Annotated in this window: 11 protein-coding genes; 2 read left to right on the forward strand and 9 right to left on the reverse strand. The window is 64.6% G+C overall.

What is annotated here, in order from left to right:
* Positions 1-43: 43 nt before the first annotated feature.
* The 3 genes from HBA99_RS18185 to HBA99_RS18195 are packed head-to-tail and all read right to left on the reverse strand — an operon-like array spanning position 44 to position 1,841.
* Positions 44-667, reverse strand: coding sequence for a ComF family protein (locus HBA99_RS18185; protein WP_070952136.1), 624 nt, complete (start codon positions 665-667; stop codon positions 44-46).
* 55 nt (positions 668-722) lie between these two features.
* Positions 723-1,415 carry a TetR/AcrR family transcriptional regulator gene (locus HBA99_RS18190; RefSeq protein ID WP_070952135.1) on the reverse strand — a complete coding sequence of 231 codons (693 nt, stop codon included), beginning with the start codon at positions 1,413-1,415 and terminating at the stop codon, positions 723-725.
* 3 nt (positions 1,416-1,418) lie between these two features.
* Complete coding sequence (locus HBA99_RS18195) at positions 1,419-1,841, reverse strand: hypothetical protein (RefSeq protein WP_070952134.1); 423 nt, start codon at positions 1,839-1,841, stop codon at positions 1,419-1,421.
* A gap of 126 nt (positions 1,842-1,967) precedes the next feature.
* On the opposite strand from HBA99_RS18195, the gene HBA99_RS18200 reads away from it, so the two are divergent.
* A complete protein-coding gene (locus HBA99_RS18200; RefSeq protein WP_070952133.1) occupies positions 1,968-3,917 on the forward strand; it encodes an acyl-CoA dehydrogenase family protein in 1,950 nt (649 codons plus the stop codon).
* On the opposite strand, the gene lpqB is transcribed toward HBA99_RS18200, so the two are convergent.
* From lpqB to HBA99_RS18220, 4 genes are read right to left on the reverse strand one after another with little or no spacing between them, the layout of a single operon-like run.
* Complete coding sequence (gene lpqB / locus HBA99_RS18205) at positions 3,914-5,668, reverse strand: MtrAB system accessory lipoprotein LpqB (protein WP_081347694.1); 1,755 nt, start codon at positions 5,666-5,668, stop codon at positions 3,914-3,916. The genes HBA99_RS18200 and lpqB overlap by 4 nt on opposite strands.
* Entirely contained in the window at positions 5,665-7,392 is a 1,728-nt protein-coding gene (mtrB, locus tag HBA99_RS18210; protein ID WP_070952131.1) for an MtrAB system histidine kinase MtrB, read from the reverse strand. The genes lpqB and mtrB overlap by 4 nt, the downstream gene beginning before the upstream one ends.
* On the reverse strand, positions 7,389-8,075 hold the full coding sequence (gene mtrA / locus HBA99_RS18215) for a two-component system response regulator MtrA (protein ID WP_014850711.1): 687 nt from the start codon (positions 8,073-8,075) through the stop codon (positions 7,389-7,391). The genes mtrB and mtrA overlap by 4 nt, the downstream gene beginning before the upstream one ends.
* A 57-nt stretch (positions 8,076-8,132) precedes the next feature.
* On the reverse strand, positions 8,133-9,665 hold the full coding sequence (locus HBA99_RS18220) for an AMP-binding protein (protein ID WP_070952462.1): 1,533 nt from the start codon (positions 9,663-9,665) through the stop codon (positions 8,133-8,135).
* A 286-nt stretch (positions 9,666-9,951) separates the two neighbouring features.
* Here HBA99_RS18220 and HBA99_RS18225 point away from each other — a divergent pair, with 286 nt between their 5' ends.
* Positions 9,952-10,674 carry an MgtC/SapB family protein gene (locus HBA99_RS18225; protein WP_030096911.1) on the forward strand — a complete coding sequence of 241 codons (723 nt, stop codon included), beginning with the start codon at positions 9,952-9,954 and terminating at the stop codon, positions 10,672-10,674.
* Positions 10,675-10,741: 67 nt separating this feature from the next.
* On the opposite strand, the gene HBA99_RS18230 is transcribed toward HBA99_RS18225, so the two are convergent.
* Together HBA99_RS18230 and ahcY are read right to left on the reverse strand one after the other, a co-directional pair.
* Positions 10,742-11,380 (reverse strand): dTMP kinase, encoded by a 639-nt coding sequence (locus HBA99_RS18230; RefSeq protein WP_057966875.1) that lies wholly within the window; start codon positions 11,378-11,380, stop codon positions 10,742-10,744.
* A 68-nt stretch (positions 11,381-11,448) separates the two neighbouring features.
* Positions 11,449-12,909, reverse strand: coding sequence for an adenosylhomocysteinase (gene ahcY, locus HBA99_RS18235; RefSeq protein WP_030096909.1), 1,461 nt, complete (start codon positions 12,907-12,909; stop codon positions 11,449-11,451).
* Positions 12,910-12,927: the final 18 nt, after the last annotated feature.

The raw sequence follows: 12,927 nt of genomic DNA on the forward strand, positions 1-12,927 counted from the left end.
GCCACCGATTCGTCAGAGTCGTTTCGAGATCGTCATACGATCTTTAGGAGTACGTCAGCGTGAGCACGGCGGCGACTCGAAATCCCGCCGATTTCAACACTCTGACCGATTCGGTAGCGGTGGCGCCGGTGGTCACGACATCGTCCACCAGCACCAATTCCGTATCCGGTGTCCGGGCCCGGCGCAGCGCGACGCGTCCGGACACATTGCGCTGCCGGGCCGAAATGGACAGCCCGACCGAATCACGCGCCCCCACCCTCATGCGCAGCAGGGACGCAAGGTGCACACCCGGAATCCGGGTAGCGACCGCGGCCACGGCGGTCACCGGATCACCGCCTCGCCCGCGTGCCGACGTCCATCGAGTGGGAGCGGGAACCAATGTCACCGGCTGCTCGACGAGGTGCCAGCACAGCAGCTGCGCCACACCGCGTGCCAATGCCGCACCCAGCGGATCGGTGAGATCACGACGACCGCGCTCCTTCATCGTCACAATCGCCTGCCGACGAGCGCCCGCGTACCGCCCGAGCGAAAGAACGGGCACACCCGGATCGACCCGCGGCGTGACCACCACGGGCTCGGCGGTGAACGCACACGCACACGCCGAACACCACCGGGTGGCGGGTGCCCCACATCCGCCACAGGTCAGTGGCAGCACCAGATCAAGCATGGGGTCACTGTGCCCGCGGGGTCCGACAGACTGACCGGATAGCACTCACCCCGGCCTAAAGTGCCGCGACCAGCCTCTCGATCTGACGACGGTCCAGTACGTCGACCGTCCCGTCGGGTAGCCCGAGAATGCGGTCGGTGGCGATGCCGTAGAGCCGCTGACGCTGGACCGCCGCATCGACAGCCTCCGCGCGCGCCGGGGCATCCGGCGCGGCCACGATCCTCTGCACGGTAGAGCCCATGTTGGCCGCGAAGCCCTGAATCATGTCGCCGACGCCCTCGGGATCGAATGTCTGGAACACCCCCTCGGCGACTCCGTGAGTGATCAGCTCAGTAAGCACGGGACGGAACTTGTCCTCCCAGATTGCCGAGATCCGGCGCAGCAGCGGCTGATTCTCTGGGCTGAACATCGACACCATCGCCGCGATGCTCTCCGGTGCACCAAGCGCCATTTTCACCTCGTAGCTAGCGCGCAGTCCGGCGTTCAGCCGCTCCAACGCCCCCACGCCCGGCTCGGTGAACACCGGACTCAGCACCTCGAAGGCCTGGTCGGCGCTACGCTCCGCCAGCGTGGCCACCAGGGCCTCTTTCGAAGAAAAGTAATGGTAGAAAGCACCTTTCGACATGCCGGAGGTGGCGATGAGATCGTTGAGGCTCACCTTCTCGTAGCCGCGTTCCAGGAACAGAGTCATCGCCAGATCGAGCAACTCGGCCCGGCGCACCTCCGGATGCTTCACCACACGTGGCATACGTCAGCGCTTCCTGATCCAGCCGACGTAGGTCAGGTACACACCGACAACCGTCAGAAACAGGAAGAAGAAACGGACCGGGCCGACTGCGGGCACCGAGGCGTCGACTCCCTTCTGCATCAGCTGAGGAAACGCCAGCAGCACGAATCCTCGCAGGGCCAGGAACCATCCGAACAGCGAGATGATCACCGGCGCGAGTCCTCGCCAAAACTGATGGAAGGCGATGACCATCAGCCCACAAAACAGCAGCAGGGCACCGAACAGCCACGACCACATCGGCTCTGTGAAGAAGCTATCGCCCAGGAAGCGCAGATCTGCCGCGCGCACGGCGATGATGGCGGTGACCGTCGCGACAAAGGGGCCGATGACCCGTGCAAATGCGCGGGTACGCAGGGCCGGATCGACCGTGATGGACGCAGTACTCATGTCCCGATCTCCTTTCACACAGCCTTAATAGACCACTGGTCGGTATGTTAGACCATTGGTCGGTATAAGCAAATGGTTTGCCCTAGAACGCCAAGCCGACGGATCGACCTGACTAGGCTCGGGCATATGGAGACCCGGACAGCACCTGCCGATCCCGAAGTCCTCACCTCGAATCTGCGCGTTGCGCTCGACGGCCGATTCGGCCCGATACGTGATGCCGCTCGTGAGTACCTGAACCGCGCCGATCTGCTACCCGACCCCTCACTGACACTCGAGGAGGCACGGACGCGATCGCTGCGCATCATGCGCGAGCTGGTTCCACATGGCTTGCCACACGCGGGATTCCGCAAAGAACACGGCGGCACCGGCGACGTCGGAGCCGCGATCGTCGGCATCGAGATGCTCGGCTATGCCGATCTGTCCCTCATGGTCAAGGCCGGCGTGCAATGGGGCTTGTTCGGCGGTGCCATCGAAAACCTCGGCACCGCAACCCATCACAAGCAATACGTGGTCCCGCTGATCAATCTGGACGTACTCGGATGTTTCGGCATGACCGAGACCGGCCATGGTTCCAATGTTCAGGCCCTGCAGACCGTCGCCACCTATGACAGCCAGACCGGCGACTTCGTTCTGAACTCGGAGGGCTCGCTGGCACGTAAGGACTACATTGGTGGCGCCGCGGAGCACGCCACTGTGGCAGCGGTTTTCGCTCAGCTCGTCACCGGCGGGCCCGGCGAGGAGGCATCCGGCCGGGGAGTGCATTGCTTCGTGGTACCCATCCGGGATGAGGCGGGCAATGATCTACCCGGCATCACCACCAGCGACTGCGGATACAAGGGCGGCCTCGCCGGGGTCGACAACGGGCGCATTGTGTTCGACAACGTGCGGGTGCCTCGCGCCAACCTGCTCAACAAATATGCGAACGTCGGCGCCGACGGCACCTACACCTCGCCCATCGAGAATGAGAACAAGCGATTCTTCACCATGCTGGGCACACTCATCCGCGGACGGGTCAGCGTCGCCGCGACCTCCGGTGCGGCGGCGCGCAAGGCGCTGACCATCGCCTCGCGATATGCCCTGGTACGCAAGCAGTTTGACACGCCGGACAGTGACGACGAGGTGATCATCGCCGACTATCTGGTGCATCAGCGCAAGCTATTGCCCCTGATCGCCCGGTCGTACGCACTGGCGTTCGCGCAGAACGAGCTCACCGAGGAACTGCACGAGGTGCAGACCGCCGACGAGGTGGACGCGGACCGGCAGCGCCAGCTGGAAAGTGCCGCAGCGGGTTTGAAGGCGATGACCAGCTGGCACGCCCAAAACACCATCACCGTGTGCCGCGAGGCGTGCGGTGGGGCCGGCTATCTCGACGCCAACCAGCTCACCATTCTGCGCCGCGATATCGACGTGTTCACCACCTTCGAAGGCGATAACACCGTGCTCACCCAGCTGGTGGCCAAGGAACTCCTGTCGGCCTACGCCGAGGATGTGCGTGGTCTCAATGCTGTGGGCTGGACCCGGTTCATCGCAGGCATGGCCCGCGACGTGATCCTGGAACGCTCCGCGGCCCGGCAGGTCATCCAGACCATCTTGGACTCTTCCGACGAGGACGTCGAGGAATCCGATTTGAGCAACAGGGGCACCCAGCTGCGGCTGCTGCGCAATCGCGAGGATCATCTGCTGCGCACCGCGGCCACCCGGATGCAGCGCGCCCAATCCGATGATGAGGACCCCTTTGAGGTCTTCAACTCCGCACAGGACCACATCCTCAAGGTGGGCTCGGCCCACACCGAACGGGTGGTGCTGGAGGCCTTCATCGAGGCGATCGACAGCTGCGACAGCAAGTCAGCGCAGGAACTGCTGGAGAAGCTGTGCGATCTGTTTGTCTACAGCACACTCGAGGCGGACCTGTCATGGTTCCTGATGCACCGGCATGTCTCGACCGAACGAGCGAAGGCCATCAGGCGCGGTGTCAATCAACTGTGCGAGGAGCTGCGCCCGCATCTGAGCACCCTGGTGGATGCTTTCGGAATTCCCGAGGCGCTGCTCGCCACGGAGATGATCCCCGACAACTAGCCCGTCAGCACCGGAATCGCTTGCGGCAGCATGAGCGGACGTACCTCGATCCATCGCACTTCGGGGGTACCCAGTCCCGTCAGCTGCAGCACGCCCCGCGCATCGGCGAGGTAGATCGCCGCCGGCGAGGCAGCGATCGTCGAGACCGGTGTCAGGAGATTCTGGTCGTTCAGATCCGAGTTCACTCCGTCGAGGTTCACATTCGCCACCGGATGTGAACCGTCGTTGCGCGCCACCGCAATGTCGTCGCCGGTGCGCCAAGCCAGCGACACCGCGGAGTTCCCGAGTCCGTAGCCCAACCGGCGCGGATGGGCCAGGGCATAGTCGCCGCTGTCGGTCTGTATCACCGTCGCCAGGATCACCTGGCCATCGATGATCATCGCGGCGCGCGTGCCATCGCGGGATAAGGCCAACTCGCTAATCGGGCCCTTGTACTTCTCCGCCACCGCGGATGATTCGACGGGCAGCACCGCCACCATCGACGTGGTGGCTTCCTGGATTATCCGGACCACTCGGCCGCCGTCGATCACCGTCCACACCGCGTCGTCGAGCGCCCAGGTTGGGCGGGTCAGCGTCTTACCGCCGACCGCCTCGCTGCCGTTGGCGCCGTTGGCACCCACCCAGAGCGACATCTGCGGATCATCTCCGCCCTGCACCCGGATAACCGAGGCAATCTGACGCCCACTGCGTGAGAGCGCAGCCGAAACCTGGTTTCCCACTTGGCCAAACGATCCGCGCACGGGCACCGCGGCATCACGGTCGACCGTCACCATGGACCCGTTCAACAATCCGTAGAGGCCCACCCCCGCACCCTCCGATGCGCCAGGGTCGGTCGATGCGACGTTCTGGGTGCTCCAGCCTTCCGCGAACTGCTCGTCGAGAGGAGCACCGTTGACCTGCAAGACGTACGGCCCGGCGATACCGGCCCGCGAGAGCGTCCAAATCACCTGCGCGGCAAGGAACTGGCGGGTCCGCTGATCGGGCGTGAGGTTGCCCTCCAACTCCACGCGCACGCCGCCGTATCCGCGCCCCACGTCCACCCTGCTGCCGTCGACGCGGGTCAGCGGGCCGCGCAACCGCAGGCCGCTCAGGTGGTTGCGCACCGCCCCAACCAGTTCCGGGCGCGGGCCGGACAGCAGCTTGTACACGAGCTCGGTGGCCAGCAGATCGGGATCGTTGACCGCCACATAGCGCGGATCGGGCACGACCGTGCGACCCGCCGGGTCGGCGAAGTACACCGTGTACCGGCGATAGGTGGACTGAAACTGTCCCCAGTCAAGGAACACCCCATTGGGCAACGAATCGATCCGCCATTCGCCATTGGCCTTCACCAGCGTGAACTGGGGATCCTGAACATCACCCTGGTGCATCTCGAAGACCCCGATGTCGGACAGTGTGCCCAACTTGTTGGCGCGCACATTGATCGTCCATCGATCGACACCGCGCTGGTCGGCGAATGACGGCGACTCGATCAGCACCGCATCGCCCGCGTCATCCCACGTCCGCGAACTGGATTCGGTGAGGAACTGGCGCGCCGCACGGTGCCTGTTCGAGGGGTCCGCGGTCGCCTTCAAGAATTCGCGCAGCACCGTCTCGGGTTCCATCCCCGGGGTGGGTGCCGGCATCCCTGGCGGTAATGGCCGTTGCACCGTGCCGATGGCCTGTGGCGAGGACGAGGTCGGCACTCCGGCACAGCCGGTGATACCGAGTGCCACCACGGTCAGTACCGCGGCCACCCGGCGGCGCATCAGGACAACTCCCGCACGTGGTCGGCCTTGGCACCCGAGGTACGCATTGGTGTGGTCTCCTGCTCCCCCGGCTGGATTCCCCGTTCCCCTGGCTGAGTTCCCCGCGAAACCGGCCGGCGCGCACCAGCACTCGGACGGCTGGTCGGGTTCAACGGAAGCGGGCTCGTGGTCACTTTATGCCCACGAACCAACGGCACCGTCAATCGGAAAAGCGCCCCGTTGCCCGGTTCTCCCCACGCCTCCAGGCGACCCTGATGCAACCGAGCGTCCTCGACGCTGATCGCCAACCCCAGCCCGGTGCCGCCCGAGTGACGCTTGCGCGATGGGTCGGCACGCCAGAACCGGTTGAACACCAGCTTTTCCTCACCGGGACGCAGTCCAACTCCGCGATCGCGCACGGTGACGGCGACGCTGTCGATATCGGCGGCCATCCGGATGGTGACGGGCTTGTGCTCGCTGTGGTCGATCGCGTTGGCGACAAGGTTGCGCAAAATCCGCTCCACCCGACGGGGATCCACCTCCGCGATGATCTCGCTATCGGGCATGTCGAGCTCTACTTCAGTGTCCAACTCGTCCGCCAGGTGCTTGACCGAAGCCACCACGGTCTTGACGGTGTCGCGCAGATCCACCTGCTCCACGGCGAGCTCGGCCACACCGGCGTCGTGTCGCGAGATTTCCAGCAAGTCACTCAGCAGCGTCTCGAACCGGTCGAGCTCGTTGACCATCAGTTCGGCGGAACGCTGCAGCGCCGGGTCGAGCTCCTCACGGTTGTCGTAGATAAGATCGGCCGCCATACGCACCGTGGTCAACGGTGTACGCAGTTCGTGGCTGACGTCGGAGGTGAAGCGGCGCTGCAGGTTTCCGAACTCTTCCAGCTGGGTGATCTCCCGCGAGAGGCTTTCGGCCATGTCGTTGAACGACACCGCGAGCCGTGCCATGTCATCGACACCGCGCACCGGCATGCGTTCGGACAGATGTCCTTCGGCGAATCGCTCGGCAATGCGCGAGGCCGACCGCACCGGCAACACCACCTGGCGCGCGACCAGCAGCGCGGCGGCCGCCAGCAGCACCAGCAGCACCACACCGCCGGTGACGATGGTGCCGCGCACCAGCGAAATCGTGCTTTCCTCGTTCGACAGCGGGAAGACCAGGTACAGCTCGAGCGCGGTGACCTTCGACGTGGTCGGCGAGCCGATGACCAGAGCTTTCCCGGAGAAGCTCTCGGTGTGGACTGTCGAATACTGGTAACTGACCTGACCGGCCTTGACGAATTCGCGCAGCGGGCCGGGGATCTGGGTGGCGGGGCCAGCCGACGTCGCCTCGCGGGGACCGTCGCCGGGCACCAGCAGGACCGCGTCGAACGCTCCGGCGCCACCGCCTTCGGATCCCTTGCTGCCGTTCAGCAGCTGGTTACGGGCCAGCTCCAGACTGCTCTGCAGCGACCGCGTCTCCTCGCCACCGACGTCATCGCTGACGATGACGCGAGCGCGTTCCATCTCTTCGGTCGCGACCCGAATCTTCGACTCCAGAATGCGGTCGGTCACCTGGCTGGTGAGCACGAATCCCAGAATCAGGATGACCAGGGAGGACAGCGCCAAATTCGACACCACCACCCGCACCTGCAGGGAACGGCGCCAGGTGAACCCGACCGCTCGACTCAGTGCCTTCAGTCCGCGTACCAGTGGTGCCGATCGCCGCTGAATGCGCCGCTTCGAGCTGAAGATCACGGGGGTCCGGCCTTATATCCCACTCCTCGAACGGTCAACACCACGGTCGGATTCTCGGGATCCTTCTCGACCTTCGCCCGCAGCCGCTGCACGTGGACATTCACCAGCCGGGTATCAGCCGGGTGACGGTAGCCCCACACCTGTTCGAGCAGCACATCACGAGTAAACACCTGGCGCGGTTTGCGTGCCAGCGCCACCAGCAGGTCGAACTCCAGCGGGGTCAGGGAGATCTGCTCGCCCTCGCGCGTCACCTTGTGCGCGGGGACATCGATGTCGATGCCCGCGATGTTCAGCAGCTCGGCGGGTTCGTCGTCGTTGCGCCGCAACCGGGCACGAATACGTGCGACGAGCTCCTTGGGCTTGAACGGCTTCATGATGTAGTCGTCGGCACCCGACTCCAGGCCGAGCACCACATCGACGGTGTCGGTCTTGGCGGTCAGCATGACGATCGGCACACCGGAATCGGAACGCAGCACCCGGCATACGTCGATGCCATTCATCCCGGGCAGCATGAGATCCAACAGAACCAGATCGGGACGCAGCTCACGGACCGCGGTGAGCGCCTGAGTACCGTCGCTCACCACTGCCGTCTCGAAGCCCTCCCCGCGCAACACGATGGTGAGCATCTCTGCCAATGACGCGTCATCGTCGACAACAAGGATCCTTTGCCTCATAGAGCCCATCGTGTCACTAGATCGTGACAAAACCGGGGTACCAAAGGGGCGAGTTGCGAACTAGTCTCACGCGAGCTGCTGGCGGATCCTGAACTTCTGAACCTTCCCGGTCGCGGTTCTGGGTAAGGAATCGACGAACTCGACGCGTTTGGGGCACTTGTATCCGGCCAGATGCTCCCGGCAGTGCGCGATGAGATCCGGCCCGGTCGGCGGATCTGTCCCCGGATCTGTCACCGAGATCACCACGACAGCGGTAACCACTTCGCCCCACTTGTCATCGGGCACTCCGACGACGGCGGCCTCACGGACCCCTGGATGAGATATCAGCGCGTCTTCCACTTCGATGGACGACACGTTCTCGCCGCCGGTAATGATGATGTCCTTCTTGCGGTCCGAGATGCTCAGGTACCCGTCGGACATCGATCCGCGATCACCGGTATGAAACCAATTGCCCGCCAACGCTTCCGTGGTCGCTTCCGGCTGATCCCAGTAGCCGTCAAGATTCGTGTTCGACTGAGTGAGTACCTCACCGTCCTCGGCGATCGACACCCGCACACCTATCGCCGGGGCTCCCGCGCGGCCCAGCATGCGAGCCTGCTGATGGTCGTCGAGATCGGCCCACTCGGACCGAAAGCGATTCATCGTGATCAGCGGTGCAGTCTCGGTGAGCCCGTATATCTGGATGAACTCCCAGCCGAGTTCGGCACGCACCCTCTCGATGGTGCGCGTCGGGGGCGGCGCACCCGCGACGATTATCCGGACCCGGTCCCGGCCGGGGATGGGCCCCTGCCAACGGGCCGCCGCGTCCAGCACAGAATCGACGACCGTTGGCGCCGCACACATCACGGTGACTCCATGCTCTGCGATACGCCGCAAGATCTCGTCACCGTCGACCTTGCGCAGCACGATGTGCCGGCCACCCATTCCGGTCGCCGCATACGGCCACCCCCACCCGTTGCAGTGGAACATCGGCAACGTGTGCAGCAGCACATCGTCGTCACGCAGGGTGGCATGCAACCCGAAAACAACCGCGTTGATCCAGATGTTGCGATGAGTGAGTTGCACACCTTTGGGCCGGCTCGTGGTTCCTGAGGTGTAATTCAAAGTGGCGGTGTCTGATTCGGTGCACGACCAGGGTCTCGGATCGGCGCGCTGCGGTGTACCGATTTCACCGAATATCGCGGCGTCATCCTCTCCCAGCACGAAGTTATGAGTGGCGCGCACGGTGTCGAGCAGCCCACGCACGTCCGGGTCCACTATCAGTACCGAAGCCCGTGAGTGCTCGACGATGTACTCGATCTCAGCGGGAGCCAACCGAAAGTTGACGGGTACCAGGATGCGTCCCCACCCGGAAACCCCGAAGAACGAGGTGAGCAGTCGCGCACTGTTCTGCGAGACAATCGCGACCCGCTCCCCCGGTCCGACGCCCAGACCGTCGAGTGCCGCGGCCTGCCCGCGCGCCCGCTCGGCAAGCTGCCGGTAGGTCACCGCTCCCCAGGAGGGCGCCGGTTGCACCGGCTCGTCGACAACCCCCACGCGGTCGGGATACACCAGCTCCGCGCGGTCCAGGAAATCTCGCACACTCAGATCGAAGAACACGCACCAATCCTGCCGTCCCGCCCCCAATGTGGCGTGGATATCCACGAAGCACGCGGACGCCTTGCCGGTCACCGGCAGACGGGTGTTTAATGATGGCGCTTTGTTCAGCAGTGGTTCATGCGCGCTTTGCGCACACGCTTAGGAGGTGACGCGACTATGTCCGATAGTCAACCTCCGAGTATCCACAGCGCCTTCTAACGCACATCAGGGTCGCGCTCGAAGGCGCTCTTGTTGCACCACACCGTTGTGTGCACCTCGAAGCCACTGCAAGAGAACGGGACCCATCATGAGTCATTGGGATGTCATCATCCGCGTAGCCCTGGGATTTGGCCTGGGTTGCGTCATCGGGATCGAACGGCAGTGGCGCGCCAAAAATGCCGGCCTGCGCACCAACGCGCTGGTGTGCCTGGGTGCGACACTCTTCGTCATCATGGGCGGCTACAGCTTCCACGGCCCCGGCGCCGACCCGACTCGCGTTGCAGCACAGATTGTTTCGGGCATCGGTTTCCTCGGCGCCGGCGTGATCATGAAGCAGGGCGCAACCATCACCGGACTGAACACCGCCGCCACCATGTGGGCCACCGCCGCCGTGGGGGCACTGGCCGGCGGCGGGATGTACGACGTCGCGATAGTCGGCACCGCCGCCATCGTGCTGGCCAACGTGCTGTTGCGGCCGCTCGGACATCTGCTGGATCGCCAGCCTGCCATCGGCCGCGAAGCCCGGCCGGCCGCGTACCTGTTCGAGGTCACCACCACCGACGAAACCGAGGCGCACATCCGCGCACTCACCGTGCAGGCCGTCAGCAGGCCCGAATTCGCGCTGCAATCGGTGCGGTCCTATGACGTCGAAGACGGCAAGCATGTGCGCGTGGTGGCGAAGCTGAGCGCCGAAGAGCGCAACGACTCACTGCTGGAGTCCGCGGTGAGCCGCCTGTCCATGGAACCAGCCGTCTCCTCGGTGCGCTGGCATGTCGACCGCGAGGAAGAGGCCGAAGCCAGTGAATGGTGAGCCTCTACGGTCACACCCGTCGAGCGTGAAGCCACGGCGGTAATTCGGCGAAATACCCGCCGAATCTTCACACTCGGCGCAGGAGCCTCTCGGCCAATGCATCCGGGTCGGCGCCGTCGGTGATCACCCATGGGCCACCCCAATTCCGTTGCGCCAAATCGGCATACGCCGCGGAGACCCGCGACTGCAGATCCGCATCACGCTCATAGGTATCGCGGGTGCGCGCGCTCTCCTGCTCCTCGCGGTGCCGCGCCCGCTGCTGAGCAAGCTCCGGGGAAACGTTCAAGAACACCTGCCGGTCGGGATGCGGCAGGCCAAAGCGTTGGTACTCAAGCTCATAGACCCAGCGCGCCATGTCGCCGCCGCCGTCCTGATGCAGCCGCGCCGCGCCATAGGCAGCGTTGGACGCAACCCAGCGATCCAGTATCACCAGATCGTTCGCGGCGATCAGCTCGGCTATCTCACCGAGCGCACTGCGGCGGTCGAGGGCGAACAGCAGTCCCATCGCGTACGCGGAGGACACCACATCGCCGTGCCCGCCCTTGAGCGACTCGGCCGCGAGATCGGCGTGCACCGAGCGTCCGTAGCGCGGAAAATCCAGCGTCGCAACGGATAACCCCTGCAATCCGCAGCGCTTCGTCAGCGCGGCGGTAAGCGTGCGCTTGCCCGCGCCGTCGACACCCTCGATCGCAATCAGCTGGCCCACGGCTGGTCAGCCTACGCAAAGGCCCCCGGCACCGGAGTGCAAGGGGCCTCTACGCGGATGAGCGGCGATCAGTAGCGGTAGTGCTCCGGCTTGTACGGGCCTTCCACGTCGACGCCGATGTACTCGGCCTGATCCTTGGTGAGCTTGGTCAGCGTGCCGCCGAGAGCCTCGACGTGAATGCGCGCCACCTTCTCGTCCAGGTGCTTGGCCAGTCGGTACACCTCGTTGTCGTACTCGTCGTTCTTGGTCCACAGCTCGATCTGCGCGATCACCTGGTTGGAGAAGCTGTTGCTCATCACGAACGACGGGTGTCCGGTGGCGTTACCCAGGTTGAGCAGACGCCCCTCGGACAGCACGATGATCGACTTGCCCGAGTCCCCGAAGGTCCACAGGTCGACCTGCGGCTTGATGTTGAGCCGCGTGGCGCCGGACTTCTCGAGGGCCGCCATGTCGATCTCGTTGTCGAAGTGGCCGATGTTGCCCAGGATCGCCTGGTCCTTCATGGCCTTCATGTGGTCCAGCAGGATGATGTCGTAGTTACCGGTCGCGGTCACCACGATGTCGGCATTGCCGATGGCCTGCTCGACGGTGACGACATCGAACCCGTCCATGAGCGCCTGCAGCGCGTTGATCGGGTCGATCTCGGTGACCTGCACACGAGCGCCTTGCCCCGCGAGGGACTCAGCGCAGCCCTTGCCGACGTCGCCGTAGCCACAGATCAGCACCTTCTTGCCACCGATGAGCACGTCGGTGCCGCGGTTGATGCCGTCGACCAGCGAGTGCCGGGTGCCGTACTTGTTGTCGAACTTGCTCTTGGTCACCGAGTCGTTGACGTTGATGGCCGGGAACGCCAGCTCGCCGGCAGCGGCGAACTGGTACAGGCGCAGCACGCCGGTGGTGGTCTCCTCGGTGACACCCTGGACCGACTCGGCAATCTTGGTCCACTTGTCCTTGTCGGTCTCGAACCGCTCACGCAGCAGGTTCAGGAAGACCTTGTACTCGGCCGAGTCGTTGTCGTCCGCCGGGGGCACCACGCCGGCCTGCTCGAACTGCGCGCCGCGCAGCACCAGCATGGTGGCGTCGCCGCCGTCGTCGAGGATCATGTTGGCCGGCTCGTTCGGCCAGGTGAGCATCTGCTCGGCGGCCCACCAGTACTCCTCCAGCGTCTCGCCCTTCCAGGCGAAGACCGGGGTGCCCTGAGGCTCCTCCGGGGTGCCGTGCGGGCCGACGACGATCGCCGCCGCCGCATGGTCCTGGGTGGAGAAGATGTTGCAAGAAGCCCAGCGCACCTCGGCACCCAGGGCCGTCAACGTCTCGATCAGCACCGCAGTCTGGATCGTCATGTGCAGCGAGCCCGAAATGCGAGCGCCCTTGAGCGGCAATACATCCGCGTACTCGCGACGCAGCGCCATGAGGCCGGGCATCTCATGCTCGGCGAGACGGATCTCCTTGCGGCCGAACTCGGCCTCGGAAAGATCGGCCACCTTGTAATCAATGCCGTTGCGTACGTCGGCCACCAGCTCGGTCATCGCCACCTCAATCGCGTC

This window comes from Mycobacteroides chelonae, from assembly GCF_016767715.1.
Taxonomy (GTDB): domain Bacteria; phylum Actinomycetota; class Actinomycetes; order Mycobacteriales; family Mycobacteriaceae; genus Mycobacterium; species Mycobacterium gwanakae.